We start from the raw sequence: 17,910 nt of genomic DNA on the forward strand, positions 1-17,910 counted from the left end.
AATAAAAATAAACTTATGCTGTTACGTGATTGCGGATTGCGTTTAACAATTCATCTTTACTAAAGGGTTTGGTTAAATACTCATCCGAACCAACAACACGACCTTTTGCCTGGTCAAATAAACCATCTTTACTTGACAGCATAATGACTGGAATATTTTGATAATTCTGCGAATTTTTAATTAATGCACAAGTTTGATAACCGTCTAAACGTGGCATCATAATATCTACAAAAACAATATCCGGATTTGCTTCAGCAATTTTTGCCAAAGCCTCAAACCCGTCTACTGCGGTCACGACTTCACAACCTTCACGTTGGAGTAATGTTTCTGCTGTACGACGAATGGTTTTTGAATCATCAATCACCATCACTTTTAGATTTTGGAATTTTTCGTCCATTTAATGATCCTTCCCATTTTTAGAATGTACAAACAATTTTAGTCAAAAATTTTATTACAAGTTACAAACATTTTTAACATATCTTTACTTGCCTTTTCAACGAACATTTTCCGCACGAAGACTCATTTTAGTCTATTTTCAATAACGACTTCACACTTTCTATCGACCAATGATTTTTTTTTGACAGACAGAGGTTTTTTATTACTTATTTTGAGTCTAATATAGCTCATTTATTACTTTTAAAATAAGTAATTTAGTCAACTTTTATTCGGGGGTTACAATGCAAAGTCAGTTTAAATACAAACTTGCTTTCATTGCACAAAAAAAAATGAACTTTAGATTCATTTTTCTTTCTTTTCTGGTTTTACAATCGGCATTCGCATATGCTGAAAATCCGCCACCTAAAGCCACCTGGTATCGCTATTATGATAGTAAGGGTATAGCCAATATTAGCACCAATGTCACCCCCAATCATATTCGCTATGGCTACGAAGCTTTGGACCAGAACATGCAGGTCATCCGGCGTAATCGTGCCTATAATAGTGAAGCCGATATTAAACAGGCACCGCAACGTGCAGCCCACGCCAAGCAGCAGGCAGCGGACTTAAAACTAAAAAAGGCTTATGGTAATAGTCAAGTTGCATTCGCAAAACGTAATGACGCATTAACCAGCATCAAAAAGCAAATTGCCTTTCAGCAAGACCAGTTAAAGCAATTACAAACTGACCGTATTTATTTTAAGCGTCAACAGATTGAACATTTACGTAAAGCTGAAGATATTCCAGCCAGCTTGAAAAATACAATCGAGAATAATCAAAAGAATATTGAAGCAAAAAAAGCAACGATTCAATCATTACAAATTAACTATCGAAATACTCAAGCAAAATACGACAATATTATCGCTCGCTTAAAAGCGCTTGAATAAATTGTATTTAGGCTATGAAGCACTTAATTTAAGTCACAATAAATAAAAAGGATGAAGCTACATGCTATCTGGACAGCATATGAAAAAATCTAAATTAAGTGACCATAAGCAATATTTAACCGGCAGCGTTCTGTGTTTAATTTTATTTCTAACAGCTTGCCAAAAAAATGAAATCGAAAAACCTGTAGAAACAACAAAAAAAATTGAGTTAATTGAAAAAGATCTAGTTTCCGTGAAGAATGGCACTTCTGTCGCCAAAAGTGCTTTTACCGGTACGCTTCGTGCAGTCAATCAAAGTAGCATACAGGCTCAGGTCACTGCCACTGCAACCCAGGTCTATGTCCAGGTCGGACAGTCAGTCGCTAAGGGACAGATCTTGGTTCGCCTGAATAATCAAGATAATGCTGCACGTTTAGCGCAAGCTCAGGCTAATTTGTCAGCAGCACAAGCGCAGGCCAATCTGGCTAAAAATATGATGCAGCGCAAACAACGCTTATTGGATCAAGGTTTTATCTCCAAAGTTGAATATGAACAGGCTGCTGTTGACTATCAGGCACAACTGGAAAATGTGCATGCGCAACAGGCCAGTGTCAATATTGCCCAAAAAGCCGAGCGTGAAGGGACTATTTATAGCCCCATTTCCGGAGTGATTACACAGCGCCAAGTCGATGCCGGTCAAACCGTTGCTGCTGGCCAGACCCTGTTTGAAATCGTGGATCCGAATCAGCTGGAAATTCAGGCCAAATTGCCAAGTGACATGCAAGCCGCTTTAAAAGTGGGACAACATATTGAATACACCATTCAAGGTAATCCAGCTCAACTGACTGCTGTTTTAACACGCATCTCCCCGATTGCCGATCCTGCCAGTCGTCAGATTGAATTCTTTGCCCGACCGAATGAAACCATTAACTCACTGAGTATTGGTTCTTTCGTGGAAGGCAACATTCTTGCTTCGACTCAAGTTTCAGGTCAAATCATTCCGCTCGATGTGATCCAGAATATCAAAGATAAACCCTATGTCTGGGTGATCCGCCAAAACAAAATTGAAAAGGTCAACCTGGTGATTCTGGAACAGCGCTATCGGGACAATTTGGCTGTCGTGCAAGGACTGCAAAACGCCGACCAGATTAGCCGTATTAAATTTAATGACCAGGACATTCATCAAGCAGTCATCATCAATAAATAATAAAAAATAAGTACAGGATTGTTCTTATGTGGTTTACCCGAATTAGCGTTAAATATCCTGTTTTCACCATCATGATGATGTTGTGTTTACTGGTACTGGGGCTGGCATCTTGGCAACGCATGGGCATAGAAGAATTTCCCGATGTCGATTTTCCATTTGTTGTGGTCTATACCTCCTATCCGGGTGCCTCCCCTGAAACCATTGAATCTGAAATTACCAAAAAAATGGAAGACCAGATCAATACCATTTCAGGTTTAAAACAGATTATTTCTCAGTCTAGTGAAGGGCTGTCGACCATTATTGTCGAATTTAATCTGGATATGTCTTCTGCAGTGGCCGCCCAGGATATTCGCGATAAGATTGCTCCAGTTACCGCCCAGTTTCGAGATGAAATTAAGGATCCTGTTGTTGAACGTTATGACCCTACTGCCAATGCAGTGATGTCGATTGTGTTTGAATCGGAGAACATGCCCTTACGCGACTTGAGTTCCTATTTAAGTCAGCAGATTGTCCCGCAACTTCGAACCGTGCCGGGCGTGGGTACAGTCAATTTACTGGGCGATGCACAACGCCAGATTCGTATTGAAGTCGATCCGCATAAACTGCAAAGCTTTGGTATTGGTGTAGATAAAGTCATCAATACCTTGAAAGGTGAAAATATTGAGGTTCCGGGGGGAACCTTAAAACAGCCTACATCTGAACTGGTGGTGGAAATCAAATCCAAAGTGATTCACCCGCAATCGTTTGGTGACCTGATTATTGCCAATAAAAATGGTGCCCCTATTTTTCTAAAACAGGTGGCAAGTATTGAAGATGGTCAAGCCGATCTGGAATCCAGTGCTTATTTAAATGGTAAAGCTGCGGTCGCGATTGATATTCTGCGCAATTCGGATTCCAATGTAATTGATGTGGTCAATGCCAGCTATAAAATCCTAGAAAAAATCGAGCAACAGCTACCCGAGGGTACTGTGGCTAAAGTTGCCGTCGATAGCTCCAAAGGAATTCGGGGCAGTATTAAAGATGTTGCACGGACCATTATTGAAGGTGCAGTTCTCGCTGTTCTGATTGTTTTGCTGTTCTTGGGTTCTTTTCGTTCCACTGCCATTACCGGACTGACTTTACCTATTTCCCTGTTGGGGACTTTGACCTTTATTTGGGCTTTTGGCTTCACCATCAACATGATGACCTTACTGGCACTATCCCTCAGTATTGGTCTGTTGATTGATGATGCCATTGTAGTGCGGGAAAATATTGTCCGTCATGCCGATATGGGCAAAGATGCTGTAACGGCAGCACTCGATGGCACCAAAGAAATTGGACTTGCGGTTTTAGCCACTACAATGACCATTGTTGCGGTATTTTTACCGGTTGCATTTATGGGAGGTATTATCGGTAAATTCTTCTATCAATTTGGAGTAACGGTCAGCGCTGCCGTGCTGATTTCAATGTTTGTCAGCTTTACCCTCGATCCCATGCTTTCTGCACACTGGGCTGAAAAACATAATACAAACAAGAAACCCAGCAGAATCAAGCGCTTATTTAACTGGATATCCAACAGGCTTGATCATTTAAGCCATTACTATGAAAAACTGTTAAAACTGGCACTACACTTCCGTATTTTAACCCTGATAGTGGCCGCAGCTTCACTTTTTGGTGCATTGGGTTTATCTAAATTGATTGGTACGGAATTTGTTCCTGTTCCAGATAAAAACGAAATTCGGATTAAATTTGAAACGCCTGTAGATGCCTCACTCGAATATTCACAAGCCAAATTGTTGCAAGTAGAAAATATTCTGCGCCAGCATCCCGATGTACGTAATACCTACAGCATTATCAATGGGGTAACGGATCGTGGTAAAAACCATGTCAGCATACGCGTCAAGGTCACTCCTCGTCTGGAGCGTGATAAGACCCTGACCCAACTGAATAATGAGTTTCGCCAGCGCTTGCAAAGTGTAGCGGGTATTACCATTACCTCGGTGGCTTCGGCAGATGAAACGGTTTCGGGAGGGCAAAAACCGATCCTGATTTCCATTAAAGGCACCGACCTGAACGAACTGCAAAAAATCTCCGATCGCTTTCTGGCAGAAATTTCCAAAGTCGAAGGTATCGTCGATCTTGAAAGTTCACTTAAAGAACCTAAGCCCACCTTGGCGGTTCATATCAATCGTGTCCTTGCCAGTGATTTAGGTCTTTCTGTCAATCAAATCGCCAGTGTCATTCGTCCCTTAATTGCAGGCGACAACGTTACCACCTGGCAAGATGAAAAAGGCGAAATCTATGATGTTAATCTTCGCCTGACTGAAAACAGACGCACCTTACCGAGCGATATTGAAAATCTTTATCTGAATTCACAAAAAACCGATGCTTCTGGCCAGCCTATTTTAGTGCCTCTAGCCAGTGTGGCAAACTTCGAAGAAAGTTTGGGGGCATCGCAAATTACCCGCCGTGATTTGGCCCGTGAAGTACTGGTAGAAGCCAATACAGCAGGCCGCCCTGCAGGGGATATCGGTCAAGACATTAAAAAAATTCAAGATAACTTTGATTTACCACCCGGTTATAGCTTTGCCACGCAAGGTGCAAATAAAGACATGGCCGAATCGGCAGGTTATGCCTTAACCGCCATTACCCTTTCCATTGTGTTCATCTATATTGTACTGGGTTCACAATTTAACAGCTTCATTCATCCTGCTGCGATTATGGCTTCCCTTCCCCTCTCGCTGATTGGGGTGTTTCTGGCTTTATTCCTGTTTAATTCCACCATGAACCTGTTTTCCATTATTGGCATTATCATGCTGATGGGATTAGTGACCAAAAATGCTATCCTGTTAATTGACTTCATCAAAAAAGCCATGGATCGTGGGGTTGATCGTTACGATGCCATTATAGAAGCCGGTAAAACCCGTCTACGCCCTATTTTAATGACCACCAGTGCCATGGTGATGGGGATGATTCCTCTGGCATTGAGTCTGGGTGAAGGTGGCGAACAAACTGCACCCATGGCCCATGCCGTGATTGGGGGCGTAATCACTTCCACCCTATTGACTCTGGTTGTGGTTCCTGTGATCTTCACCTACCTGGATGACTTGAAGAATTTTATGACGCGCCAAATCCGAAAAATCATGGCATAATAAACCCACTTGACATGAGGTGACATTCTGAAATGTTCACCTCATTTTTTATCGTATAATCTTATGCTTTAACGCTTAATTATTAGGACAGTTTCCATGCGCGCGAGTCGCTTTTTATTTGCTACGTTAAGAGAAACCCCAAATGATGCTGAAGTGATTTCACATCAGCTCATGTTACGTGCGGGGATGATTCGTAAATTGGCTTCGGGTTTATACACTTGGTTGCCGATGGGCGTACGCGTGCTAAATAAAGTTGAAGCGATTGTCCGTGAAGAAATGAACCGTGCAGGAGCGCTGGAAGTATTCATGCCAGTAACCCAGCCTTCAAGCCTTTGGGAAGAATCCGGCCGCTTTGTGCAATATGGTCCAGAACTGTTACGTTTCAAAGACCGTCATAATAACGATTTTGTACTTGGCCCTACACACGAAGAAGTGATCACCGATCTTGCACGAAATGAATTGAAAAGCTACAAACAGCTGCCAATCAATTTCTATCAGGTACAAACCAAATTCCGTGATGAAGTTCGTCCACGTTTTGGTGTGATGCGTTCACGTGAATTTATCATGAAAGATGCTTATTCTTTCCATATCGATCAAGCTTCACTACAAGAAACCTATGATGTCATGTACGACACTTACTGCCGTATCTTTGGCCGCTTGGGCTTAGACTTCCGTCCAGTACAGGCAGACACTGGTTCAATTGGCGGTTCAGGTTCACATGAATTCCACGTTTTAGCATCAAGTGGTGAAGATGATATCGCCTTTTCTACCGAATCAGACTATGCAGCCAACGTTGAAATGGCTGAAGCAATTCTTGTCGGTGAGCGTGCGGCCGCAACTCAGGAATTAAAACTGGTCGATACACCAGCTCAAAAAACCATTGCCGATGTATCTGCCTTCTTAGGTACCGATGCTGCACAGTCTGTAAAAGCCTTGCTCGTGCAGGGTGTCGCTGAAGAAGGTAAAGCTATTCCAGTAATTGCTTTATTCTTACGTGGCGACCATGAACTGAATGAAATTAAGGCTGAAAAGCATCCGTTAATTGCTGCGCCTTTAACATTCGCAACTGAAGCTCAAATTGCTGAACTTGGCTTAACCACTGGTTTCATTGGTCCACAAGGTCTGGTTGAAAAAGGCATTACCGTGATTGTTGACCGCGCGGCATCTGTGCTTTCTGATTTTGTTGCCGGTGCTAATGAAGCCGATAAACATGCAACAGGTGTCAACTGGGAACGTGATGCAACATTTACTGAAGTTTATGACTTACGTAATGTGGTTGAAGGTGACCCATCTCCAGATGGTAAAGGTACACTGCAAATTAAACGCGGTATTGAAGTTGGTCACATCTTCCAATTGGGTCAAAAATACTCTGAAGCTTTAGGCTGCAAAGTGCTTGGTAAAGACGGCAAACCGACGATTGTAACCATGGGTTGCTACGGTATTGGTGTAACGCGTGTGGTAGCCTCTGCCATTGAACAGAACTTCGATGACAAAGGGATTATCTGGCCTTCTGCAATTGCACCGTTTGAAGTTGCGATTGTTCCAATGAATGCACATAAATCACCACGTACTTTGGAAGCTGCTGAAGCACTTTATGCAGAACTGCAAGCTGCGGGTTATGACGTGATTTTGGATGACCGTGACGAGCGTCCAGGGGTGAAATTCTCTGACCTTGAAATTACCGGGATTCCACACCGTATTGTCATTGGTGAGAAAGGTTTGGATGCAGGGACTTTTGAATATAAAGGTCGCCGTGATGCTGAATCTGTCAATATTTCAAAAGAAGAATTGCTCGCTAAAATTGCAAAGTAATTCATCTTTAAAATAAAAAATCCCGCTAACTGCGGGATTTTTTATATCCTCATTAGCAGAATTTCAGCCCACCAAAGCAGTTCGACTTAAAGTTCTGTCCTTGCAAGGTTAAGTTTTGTAATGGGAAATTAATCATTGCAGGGTTCTTAATTTCACCCACATCAAGTTTTGAATCAGCAATACATCCGAAAACCAAATCCCCACATTCACGCGGCTTAGAGGTTAAGTCGTGATTAATCCCTGCAATCGTTTGTTTAAGCACTTCGTCGGTAATTTTTACATTGGTTGTTGGACTAATACTCCCTAAATCCACTTCATCTTCAATTGCTAACCACCACCCTCGATTGGCAGCAACCGATGCACCTGGCCACAATATTTGCTGTGTCTGTAGTGATAATGAACTTGCATTATTTAAATACAAAGAGTGGATCAAACCTAAATTTTGATTCACGGTAATATCTGTCTGCAAGCCGGTTAAAGAACCGGTAATATCTTTATTAAGTGTTAAATTTAAACCTAATGCTGAAATCTGTGCAGCTAAAGGTCCAGAAAAATCTATTTGATTTACTGTTCCTGTTCCTTTTAGGACTGCTTCTGTCATACGTGTTCCAGATACGATCATCGATGGAATGGTAAAAGGTGCAGTTGTTGAAGATAAGTTAAATGAATAATCATTTGACTTGTAATGCAATTCTAAAGGAATACCAACCAATGTTCCCGTTACAGCACCTTCGATATATTGACCCGTTGCTGCATAATCCATAATTCGAGGATCTGTAATTGCCACCCCAGAAGAAGCCTTGGTTTTCATATAACCACTAAAGGAGTTAATACCATTAGGCGTACTACTGTTTTCTGTTCCTATTGTCATTAAGCCAGCAATTTTTTCAGCACTTAAACGAAAGCCAAGAACCTCACGAGTAGAAGCAGATTTTGGATTTTTAATAGCAAACTCAACAAATGGATTGGTAATAAGGGCTGAGCTTGCCGCACGATCATCAGAAGTATAGTTTGCGCCTTGCAAACCACTTAAAGAAATATTATCAATATCAATATCACATTTGCCAATACCATTCACCCCACCACAACCTAATTGCAGCTTTTTAATATTGGCGTTGATTTCCATTTCAGCTTCCAGGCCCAATTTATAAAATCCCAGATTCGTCTGGTCTACATTTTGTCCTTTAGCATCAATAACGTTATAACCCGCGTTATATTCCATAGACAATAATGCTTGACCACTTACATCAGATAATGAATCATCATCCATAGCAACCATTGCATGACTTAAACTTGGTATTGCAATAGATGAAGTAATCAAACTTGCCAATAATAATTTTTTCATAAAATTCTATCCCTATTCTTTTATTTATTCTCAAACAGGTTAACGTGGAGTAATACCTAAATTACTTCTAATACTTCCCCCTGTAATTGCAATATCTGCCATTTTCTGCATTTGATTCGGCATGGTAGACATCGATAATTCGGTTCTGAATACCTGATTCAAAGATTTGGCCGGATTAATATCCACTTTATTATCAAATACCACAGTATCTTTTTGCATCTTGACTTGTGATTCAAGCGCTAGGACACCTTGCAATTTATTCAAATTAATACTTGAAGTTTTCACAACCGTGTTATTCGCATCAACATCTTCGTTAATCAAACTAAAGTAGCTTCCCAAAATATTGGGGTTCAATTTATCTGTGTCTGATAATGCATTAAATTCAAAGTTAGCACGGAAAGATAAGAAGTTATTTTCTGCATTATCATTCATACCGGGAATAATAAACAAATCACCTTTACCATCCAGTTTAAAGGCAATGGAAGTCAGCACATCATCTTTGCGGGCGAAATTATCAACAGGAACGACACTGCCACATTTAACAGAACCACTGGTACAGTTATAGAGCGAACCAGGTAATTGACCAATCGCCATTTCTGCACTTGCAGCGACAAGCAAATCATCGGCGCTAATGTAGATTCCTTGCTCTTCGTAACCAATCACGCCTTTGGCTTTGACAAATGCATCAATATTACGTAAACCGGCATAGTAATTTACTTCTTCATTGTGCAGCCCTTTTTTTCCATCTATTAAAATTAATGATGTAGTACTCGCTGCACCCGTTTTTGTGTCAATTCCATAACCATCGGTAGTTGCCATTACATTGTAGGCAATTCCTTTTTTAGTCCCACCATCCACTTTTGATGTATATTCTGTGCCTGCAAGCGCAATATTCGCATTCAGATTATAAACAGGGATACCAATTCCCCAGCTACTGGTATCATTGGTAATTTCAGCTAAAGAGTTATCCGCAATAAACCGTGCTTTACGTGCAATCGATTGAAAATCCATACTACGTATAGCGATTAATGCAAAGTCATTACCTTTTTCAAGCGATGATAATTGCTGCGTCTGAACTAAATTGCTCACCCCTAAAGTCTTTTTAATTTTATCGTTAATTAAAAAATCTAAACTTTTTGCTTGTATTGCATTAATATAAATGTCACCAAAATCAATATAGGCATTTTTGGTATTTAAATCTGTGTTAGAACTCGAATTACGAACAGTTAATGGTGATAAATTGGAAAATTCAATAGCATAACTTCCATTACCTGTATGACCAATTTCAAGGGTTGTTGGGGGCTGATTCGTACCTAAAAGTGCATTCCCTTCACGGGTAAAATCGGCAGAAATACCAAAATGCAGCCCGCCTAGCCCTACCGCATCATAACCTGTTAATGTCGCTGTTGAAGTACGGCCAAAATCTGTAATCCCACTTTGATTGGCATTTAAGAAAATTGTGGCATTGGTTACCGCGCCCGATGCCCCCATACGAATTAAATTTCGTTGCTGATTCGGATCACTGCCATAACGCAGGTCAATATTTACCCCTGGGTTGGTTGCCTTGGTTCTTGATGAATGTACGGTATCACGACCAGGCAGTGAATTTGCACTGGCGACAGGATCGCTGTCATCTACTCGTCCCAACATTACAACATGATCCGTGGCACCATTACGACTCTTTGTGGTCAGGACAATCCCTTCATCCATGTAACTGCTTGATGTTCTTTCTTGATAAGAGTTCAGATACATATAGCCATCACCAGAAAAATTGAAGTTAAAATCTTTCAAAGTGAGCTTTTGCCCGTTTAAACCATGACTGATACTGGCATTTTGCAATTGAAAATTAAGGTGTGCCGTTTCATCTCGATTAAATAATCCTGCTTCCGTTTGAAGAAGTAAACGAAGCGGTGAACTAGTTTTGATATCGAGAGAACCCAAACTTTGTTCAGGAATCTGACATTTAGTTGCATCAGTACACAGTAACATGAGGTTGTTAACAGCTAATTCAAATGGAGAAATATTGGCTTCTATGCGAATCCCCGCCCCTCGATCAGTTGTCCCCACATCAAAGTCAAGCGTAGAAATAATCGATTGATTATTGACACCTGACAGGGTCACATCTTTCAGCCCCATCTTCATGGTATCAGGGCGTAGCAATGAATCGTTGGCATTACCTTTCGAAGAAGAATCAACCCAGTTGACAGCATTTATAGTTGCCTTGGAGATCTCATGTGTAATGCTGATACCATCTTGCCCGGTTACTGAGCCAAGATAATCATCAGAAAGTTGCTCAAATGCATGGCTTTGTTGTGCAATCAAAATGCTTACCGTAAGTATTTTTAACTTTGTTATTTTTTTCATTTTTATATCCCTATCTGGCTTTATTCAATTAACAGCGCGCAGTTCCTGCACCTGTACAGTTAAAACTGAATATTTTTAAATTGCCTGACATATGCAAATTGCCATGCATATTTAAGCCCATAAAGCCTTTTTCTGTATTTTTATCAAATGTCGGCACATCTAAGCCTGCAACTATTGTTCCATCAGATTTTTTTTCTGTATAGGTGCTATAAATCATATTATTGGCATACCCTTCAACACCTGCATCACCTGTTTCAACCGCCAAAGTATTAAAACCTAAATTCCTAATTTTAAGTGGCTTATCATCAAAAAAAGAAATTTGTAATGCAGTCTGAGGATTACCGTCACGGTTAATAATGGTCGAACCATCTAATGAAAACTGATCAATTTGTAAGGTGCCTTGAATGCCTTTAAAAACTAACCATTTCTTATTACCCGCAGCATCTTTATGATTATTCGGTGCGATCGCTAAACGGCAAAATACATTATCAGTACAACTATAAGTATAGAATGCCTCTGTTGCCTTACCTGTTGCATCAAAAACTGAAATATTTTTTAGAGATAAATCTTTAGCATAACGATGATTTAACGATAGAGTCCAACTTAAATCTGCACCACCTTGTCCGGATATATCAGTCATCTCATCATTAGCCATACCTACTAACTGTGCATTTGCAATAGGGGTAAAAGCCAACATAGAAATTGAACAAACCAGGTTCAGGATAGAAGTTTTAATACGTGAATACATAGCCTATTCTCCTATAAACCTGTTGTTTTTATTTTTAGGTGCTGAATGAGTACACCATCAATTGCAACTGAGCCTAAATTTGTCGCCTGGCCATTAATATTTTTAAAGACAACACCGGTTGCATCTGCAGTTTTGTTGGCGTTTAACAAATTACCTGTAGCTGACCGTTCTACCGTACCAATACTGATACTACTATGGGTTGCATTTCGACCTTGATAAGTCGTAGTAATATTATTTGCCGTCGTGGTAATTTCAGTACCACAACTATAAACATTACAGGTTGAACCTTTTAAATAATCAGAAAGTTTCGTGTAGGTCACTCCATCTTTATCGATCATCGCAATATTCTGATTATTTTTATCTTTCAATACAGTTGTTGAGTCTGTATCACTATAATAAGTATAAATTTGTGAATATATTTCTGGCACATTTGGAATACGGGTAATTTCTAAAATAATATTGTTACCTTCAGAACCTAAAATAAAAGGCTGATACATATTCCCTAATACCAGGTTAATATTGGGACTATATAAATACATCCCTTCCACATCATTAAATATAGGAGCTAATGAGCGGTCAATCGCTGGAGTGACGGCGGTACCATCATATAGATCAGGAGTGCTGTCCGGGCCTTTTTTTGCAGCAGTACTCATTCTAATTCCACGAGCATCCAGGTCAGCATCCGTTGCTTTTAGCATGGATGGATCATCATGAGTATTTAGACGTAAAATTGCAGCCATGCCTAAAGTTTGATTGTAATTGGCATTGCTCGTTGCTGGTAATGTTTGGAATAATCGAACTTGTGACCCATTTAAATTCAAGCCATTGGCAATAAACTGGGTTCTCAAACGATAATCTTTATCTAGTCCAGAAGTGGGTGCTCCAGTTAACGGATCCACCATATTACTTGAATTTAATTGGCGTGAAAAAATATCGCTCCAGAAGCCCAATTTAAAAGTATCACTGATATCTGTTCCTTTTAGCTTTAAAGGTGCCTCCAATGCAATATAACCGACATTGGCCTTATTGCCTTTTGCAAACTGAATCGTATCCACATTACCTGCACGAATCAGCCATGGATTTGCTGCTGTTCCCCAATTAAAACCTTGATTACTGTACCGGGTACTTAAGGACCCATCACTTTTAGAAAGAGCCAGACCATAAATAAAAACGTCTGCTTTGGTTCTTAAACTTCCTACTGTAGCTTGAGCTGCTGCCAATTTTGCCAATCGAATGGCTTCAGCTTCAACCTCAGCAAGTGCAGTATTACTTGCTGTAGTGGCTACGCTTTTCGCATATTCAGCAGCTTGTTGATTAAGTACTGCTTGGGTTTTAGCTTCCAGTTGATTCGCAACAGTGGTGTCGATCGTATTTTGCCTGGTTACACTTTGTGAATAGGTAGTTGTAGGTATACTTTCAGTTGAACGATTGCCATAAAGCAATTCAATCATTTCTAATGTATTTTTTGTAGCATATTGTTGGGATTTGTCTTTTAACCATAATGTCGATTCGGCAGACCCCGGTTCAGTTGTACCATCATCTTTTACACTTAATGGCCACAAATTCCCATCATAATAATCATCATAACGTTGTTGATAATATTGCTTCATCAAAGGAGAGTCGACGTAACTTTGTACCACATTCCCTCGATATTCTGCTGTATAGTTATTCTTTACAGTTGTGTTAACAGTCGTATAATTATTTGTTCTATAAGTATTATAAGCAGATTGATAAGTATTTTCGTAAACACCATTATAATTAGCAGCCTTCCCGCTTAAGTAAGCATCCGTATAAGCTTTATTATAAATTTTAGTATAAGCACGCTGACCAAGCAGCTCATAATTTTCACCGGTCGGAATAATTCGGATAAAGCCCGTATCATACTGTCCCGGATCGGCAATTCCTTTGCCATAACTTGAAGCTTGTGAAATTTCGTTTGGACCTTGAAAGACCATCTTAAAATTTTCAAGGGCTAAAGCAACGCCTTCACCTGTAGTTTCAGAAAGATGATCATCTGACAAGGATTCAAGCGCATAAACTGATGGGCTAAGTAAAGCTGCGAGCATGCTCGCCAAACAAGATTTTTTAAATCTTGTATTATTCCAACTCTGAGTCATCACGACCTTCCTTTTTATCAGATGCTCCGCATCATTATTTTTTAATTCGTCCTATGCTTGGTATGTCGAATTTTTATTTATTTGTCATGACGACAATGTTCTGACCAAGTCTGTTCAACTTTTTATTATGCTGAATATTATTGCAATTGCAAAAAAAAACTAGGCGAATGAACACAGTTTCCGATGAATGAAGCAAGCAAAAAATAAGCGGACCAAAATGATCCGCTTATTCAATTATTTGTAATATTTATGCTTTTGGCAAAGTCACACCGGTTTGTCCTTGATACTTACCACCCCGGTCTTTATATGAAGTTTCACATACTTCATCAGATTCAAAGAACAACATTTGCGCAACGCCTTCACCTGCATAAATACGTGCTGGCAAGTTGGTGGTATTTGAAAATTCCAGTGTCACATGTCCTTCCCACTCTGGTTCAAGTGGAGTGACATTCACAATAATACCGCAGCGTGCATAAGTCGATTTACCAAGACATACAGTCAAAACATTACGCGGAATACGGAAATACTCTACAGTACGAGCCAAAGCAAATGAATTGGGCGGAATAATACAGACATCGGATTCAATGTCGATAAAGCTTTTATCATCAAAGTTTTTTGGATCGACAATTGCTGAATGAACATTGGTAAATACTTTAAATTCGCGTGCACAACGAACATCATAACCATAGCTTGAAACACCATAAGAAATGAGTTTTTCACCAGTTTCATCATAACGTACCTGGTTTTCCGCATACGGTTCAATCATGCCGTGTTTTTCGCTCATTTCGCGAATCCAACGATCAGACTTAATTGCCATTATTTCAATCCAAAAATAGTTAATTCGATTATTGCGCTGTACTTTAACTGAAATTGGCTACAATGAAAATAATGATCAGGCGATGAGGTGTTTTTTTACAAAATGTATATTTTCATCGCCGTAATTTCAAGACTTAAAAGTTTAAAGACTCAAAATAGCAGAATAACTTAATGGAATTGAAAAACTGATTAAGATGATAGAAGCAGTCTTTTGCAAATTGGATTGATTTAACCAGCGTACTTTATTAGAAGCCAGAATTGATCCAATAAATGTCCAGAACAAGGCAATCGGGACAATGAGAACCAGAAACATTGCAATATGCGCAGCATAATTATTCACACTGAGCCATGCCGTACTTGGAAAAACAGCCGAAGCAAATAGTAAGGCTTTAGGATTGAGTAAAGTTGCACAGAACAATTCGCGGGCACGGATGGTCGGCAGATTAAAACTTGCTTCAATATCGGCAGTTTTCCAAAGTTTAATGGCGAGGAAAATAATATAGAATGCACTCAGTAGCTTTAACAAGGTCGGAAGCATGGGAAATTTAGCTGAAACGCTACCAATGATCATGCCCCAAAGCGTAATTGCAATTAAATAACCAATCGCTTCAGCAGGAATCAATCGTAATGATTTACGTACACCGACCTGAATGCCGGAAGATGCAAGCAAGGTATTTGTTGGACCAGGCGTCAATAAAATGCTAATGACTAAACCAATGAATAACCATGAAATCATATGCGATCTCTCTATAGAGTGCACGAAGAGTAAATCAGTTTATTGTACTTGGCAAATCAGAAATTTTACATCTTTTAAAATTGCCCAATCTGTTTTATTAATTTATTAAATTTCAATAAATTAAAGTTATTTTTGTAGTTTAACTCCTGAGTCATTTGTTAAAAAAAATTTCAACAAATACTATTTTAAGGTTGATCATTTATATTTATCTGGCTTGATCTGTCTCTGGGGGATCGATTCAGGCACAATACATCATCATTTAAGCGGCCTATTTTTATGGCAAAACAGTTCTTTCAGTCCTGGCTTCCCTCACCGCAAAAAGTTGCAGGGATGAAAGTAATGAAAATTTTTGGTGAGCGTACCTTAAATCCTTTACTTTGGTATGTGAACAGAAAGTCCATTTCAAAAGCTGTTTTTATTGGCACGTTTTGGGGCATGCTACCTTTACCATTTCACAGTATTTTGATTGTATTGACGGTATTGCTATTTGAAGTCAATTTACCTGTGAGCTTATGTCTTGCCTGGCTGACCAATCCTTTTACCCTGGTTCCAATTCTGTATCTGGGGTTCTGGTTAGGCAGCAAAATTTTCCAGGTCAATATGATTGATCAGGATATGATGCTGGGGGTGTTGCATCAGATCAGCCACGCTATCACCCACTTTGGGCATGGACACATCGACTTGAGTCTGGCGAAAATTTTATTATTCGGGTTGGTACTAGAGGCTTTCATCTTTGCAATTGTATTCTTCGTGATTACCCGATTATTGTGGCGATGGAATATTATTCAGCACCATAAACGGCGCCGATATTTTCAATAATCATTGCATCTTTTAACTATATTTCACTATTTAGCCTATTCATATTCGCTTTAACAATAAAATAAACTTCTGTCTAATTGTTGATCCCCCGATTTATTTCCTCCCATCAAGAGAAAATTAAAGGAATTAAAGCCCAAACAACATTGGGCTTTTCGAAAATATTGCTTTAATCAGACAGTAAATTTAAAAAATTCTATTGTGTGGTTTTTCTACTTTCGGCAATTGATCGGCAATTTTTTGCGCAATCGCCATATAACTTTCAGCTGCATCATCCCCCACGAGTACAGAAGGTTTACCAGCATCGGCATTTTCACGGATTTGCACATTGAGCGGTAAACGCCCGAGTAAGGGAATATGGTATTGTTCAGCCAATTTGTCACCTCCACCTGTACCAAAAATCTGTTCCTCATAACCACAATTAGAGCAGATATGGGTCGACATATTTTCCACTACACCAATTACCGGAATCTGGACCTTATTAAACAGTTCAATGCCTTTGGTTGCATCCAGTAAGGCAACATTTTGCGGGGTGGTGACAATCACTGCCCCGGTCACCGGAATACGCTGCGCCAAAGTTAATTGAATATCCCCTGTCCCTGGTGGCATATCAATCATCAATACATCCAGGTCTGGCCACAAAGTCTGATTAAATAATTGCATTAAAGCGCCAGTCGCTTTGGGACCACGCCAGGCAACCGGGGTATTGTTATCTCCGGTTAGATGTCCAATCGAGAGTACTGCCATACCGTAGGCATCCAGCGGAACAAAGTTTTCTGCTTCAATCATGGGCGTACGTCCGGCATTGCCCAGCATGGTTGGAATACTCGGCCCATAGATATCTGCATCCAGAACACCGACTTTTAAGCCAAGTTTCTGTAAAGCCAATGCAAGATTGACGGTGGTGGTCGATTTGCCCACTCCCCCTTTACCTGATGAAACCAGGATCACATTTTGAATGCGTGGATGCTTGGGCACATCTCTTTGCTGCGGTGCCGGTTTCTGGATTGGTGGGTTATTCGGATCTTCTGCAGCTTTGCTTTCAGCTGGAGCAGTTTGTCCGGCAGCATCTACCACAGGGGGAAGTTTTTGCGCTGAAGCTGCCGTTGAAGCCTGTGCATCACTTGCACAGCTATGCCCCTGTTTGCCATGCTCAGGATTAGAACAGCTTTCATCCTGTTTATGCTTTTGTTGAATAACATGCATATTCAGTTCCCGGATGCCGCATTTTTCCAGTGCATCGGCCAAATCATCATGAATTTGTTGTAAATGATCAGCTTCTTCAGGATAAGTATGAAGAGTGATTTGTAATACCTGACCTTCTACATTGACCTGAGTAATCCGGTCTTTCAGGGCATGCTTGGAATTGGGCAAGATATAGCCCTGTAACACATTCTGGATTTCTTCCTCCTTCACCTCTTGCGCGGGTGAAAACACAGATTTAAGCGAAGAAAGCCACGACATAAGTTTACTCCAAGTACGGACATACAGCTGAATAGTATAGTTTAGCTTTAAAT

At 40.1% G+C, this 17,910-nt stretch carries 13 protein-coding genes; 5 read left to right on the plus strand and 8 right to left on the minus strand.

Annotated features, from left to right (window positions below; genetic code table 11):
• Positions 1-13 precede the first annotated feature (13 nt).
• Entirely contained in the window at positions 14-397 is a 384-nt protein-coding gene (pilG, locus tag B9T38_RS06380; RefSeq protein ID WP_086195987.1) for a twitching motility response regulator PilG, read from the minus strand.
• Between the two features lie 280 nt (positions 398-677).
• Here pilG and B9T38_RS06385 point away from each other — a divergent pair, with 280 nt between their 5' ends.
• From B9T38_RS06385 to B9T38_RS06400, 4 genes are all read left to right on the plus strand, one after another.
• A complete protein-coding gene (locus B9T38_RS06385) occupies positions 678-1,322 on the plus strand; it encodes a hypothetical protein (RefSeq protein ID WP_086195988.1) in 645 nt (214 codons plus the stop codon).
• A 79-nt stretch (positions 1,323-1,401) separates the two neighbouring features.
• Entirely contained in the window at positions 1,402-2,508 is a 1,107-nt protein-coding gene (locus tag B9T38_RS06390; protein ID WP_251992211.1) for an efflux RND transporter periplasmic adaptor subunit, read from the plus strand.
• A gap of 26 nt (positions 2,509-2,534) precedes the next feature.
• A complete protein-coding gene (locus B9T38_RS06395; protein WP_086195990.1) occupies positions 2,535-5,639 on the plus strand; it encodes an efflux RND transporter permease subunit in 3,105 nt (1,034 codons plus the stop codon).
• 96 nt (positions 5,640-5,735) lie between these two features.
• Entirely contained in the window at positions 5,736-7,451 is a 1,716-nt protein-coding gene (locus B9T38_RS06400; protein WP_086195991.1) for a proline--tRNA ligase, read from the plus strand.
• A 52-nt stretch (positions 7,452-7,503) separates the two neighbouring features.
• Here the strand turns inward: B9T38_RS06400 and B9T38_RS06405 are convergent, their stop codons facing one another.
• The 6 genes from B9T38_RS06405 to B9T38_RS06430 all read right to left on the minus strand — a co-directional run bounded on the left by B9T38_RS06405 (position 7,504) and on the right by B9T38_RS06430 (position 15,577).
• Positions 7,504-8,796: a DUF6160 family protein gene (locus B9T38_RS06405; RefSeq protein WP_086195992.1), complete on the minus strand. Its 1,293-nt coding sequence runs from the start codon at positions 8,794-8,796 to the stop codon at positions 7,504-7,506.
• Positions 8,797-8,835: 39 nt separating this feature from the next.
• On the minus strand, positions 8,836-11,160 hold the full coding sequence (locus tag B9T38_RS06410; protein WP_086195993.1) for a DUF6160 family protein: 2,325 nt from the start codon (positions 11,158-11,160) through the stop codon (positions 8,836-8,838).
• Between the two features lie 28 nt (positions 11,161-11,188).
• Positions 11,189-11,884 (minus strand): hypothetical protein, encoded by a 696-nt coding sequence (locus tag B9T38_RS06415; protein WP_427929897.1) that lies wholly within the window; start codon positions 11,882-11,884, stop codon positions 11,189-11,191.
• Between the two features lie 35 nt (positions 11,885-11,919).
• Positions 11,920-14,025 carry a hypothetical protein gene (locus B9T38_RS06420; protein ID WP_086195994.1) on the minus strand — a complete coding sequence of 702 codons (2,106 nt, stop codon included), beginning with the start codon at positions 14,023-14,025 and terminating at the stop codon, positions 11,920-11,922.
• A gap of 247 nt (positions 14,026-14,272) precedes the next feature.
• Positions 14,273-14,842 (minus strand): dCTP deaminase, encoded by a 570-nt coding sequence (gene dcd, locus B9T38_RS06425; RefSeq protein WP_086174816.1) that lies wholly within the window; start codon positions 14,840-14,842, stop codon positions 14,273-14,275.
• A 141-nt stretch (positions 14,843-14,983) separates the two neighbouring features.
• Positions 14,984-15,577 (minus strand): LysE family translocator, encoded by a 594-nt coding sequence (locus B9T38_RS06430; protein ID WP_086195995.1) that lies wholly within the window; start codon positions 15,575-15,577, stop codon positions 14,984-14,986.
• Positions 15,578-15,853: 276 nt separating this feature from the next.
• On the opposite strand from B9T38_RS06430, the gene B9T38_RS06435 reads away from it, so the two are divergent.
• Entirely contained in the window at positions 15,854-16,396 is a 543-nt protein-coding gene (locus B9T38_RS06435) for a DUF2062 domain-containing protein (RefSeq protein ID WP_086195996.1), read from the plus strand.
• Positions 16,397-16,579: 183 nt separating this feature from the next.
• On the opposite strand, the gene apbC is transcribed toward B9T38_RS06435, so the two are convergent.
• Complete coding sequence (gene apbC / locus B9T38_RS06440; protein WP_086195997.1) at positions 16,580-17,857, minus strand: iron-sulfur cluster carrier protein ApbC; 1,278 nt, start codon at positions 17,855-17,857, stop codon at positions 16,580-16,582.
• Positions 17,858-17,910 lie beyond the last annotated feature (53 nt).

Source organism: Acinetobacter sp. ANC 4218 (genome assembly GCF_002135245.1).
GTDB lineage: Bacteria > Pseudomonadota > Gammaproteobacteria > Pseudomonadales > Moraxellaceae > Acinetobacter.

What these genes read in the sequence shown, in the direction of transcription:
- pilG (WP_086195987.1), bottom strand. Translation starts at nt 397, where the DNA reads ATGGACGAAAAATTCCAAAATCTAAAAGTGATGGTGATTGATGATTCA.
- B9T38_RS06385 (WP_086195988.1), top strand. Translation starts at nt 678, where the DNA reads ATGCAAAGTCAGTTTAAATACAAACTTGCTTTCATTGCACAAAAAAAA.
- B9T38_RS06390 (WP_251992211.1), top strand. Translation starts at nt 1,402, where the DNA reads ATGAAAAAATCTAAATTAAGTGACCATAAGCAATATTTAACCGGCAGC.
- B9T38_RS06395 (WP_086195990.1), top strand. Translation starts at nt 2,535, where the DNA reads ATGTGGTTTACCCGAATTAGCGTTAAATATCCTGTTTTCACCATCATG.
- B9T38_RS06400 (WP_086195991.1), top strand. Translation starts at nt 5,736, where the DNA reads ATGCGCGCGAGTCGCTTTTTATTTGCTACGTTAAGAGAAACCCCAAAT.
- B9T38_RS06405 (WP_086195992.1), bottom strand. Translation starts at nt 8,796, where the DNA reads ATGAAAAAATTATTATTGGCAAGTTTGATTACTTCATCTATTGCAATA.
- B9T38_RS06410 (WP_086195993.1), bottom strand. Translation starts at nt 11,160, where the DNA reads ATGAAAAAAATAACAAAGTTAAAAATACTTACGGTAAGCATTTTGATT.
- B9T38_RS06420 (WP_086195994.1), bottom strand. Translation starts at nt 14,025, where the DNA reads ATGACTCAGAGTTGGAATAATACAAGATTTAAAAAATCTTGTTTGGCG.
- dcd (WP_086174816.1), bottom strand. Translation starts at nt 14,842, where the DNA reads ATGGCAATTAAGTCTGATCGTTGGATTCGCGAAATGAGCGAAAAACAC.
- B9T38_RS06430 (WP_086195995.1), bottom strand. Translation starts at nt 15,577, where the DNA reads ATGATTTCATGGTTATTCATTGGTTTAGTCATTAGCATTTTATTGACG.
- B9T38_RS06435 (WP_086195996.1), top strand. Translation starts at nt 15,854, where the DNA reads ATGGCAAAACAGTTCTTTCAGTCCTGGCTTCCCTCACCGCAAAAAGTT.
- apbC (WP_086195997.1), bottom strand. Translation starts at nt 17,857, where the DNA reads ATGTCGTGGCTTTCTTCGCTTAAATCTGTGTTTTCACCCGCGCAAGAG.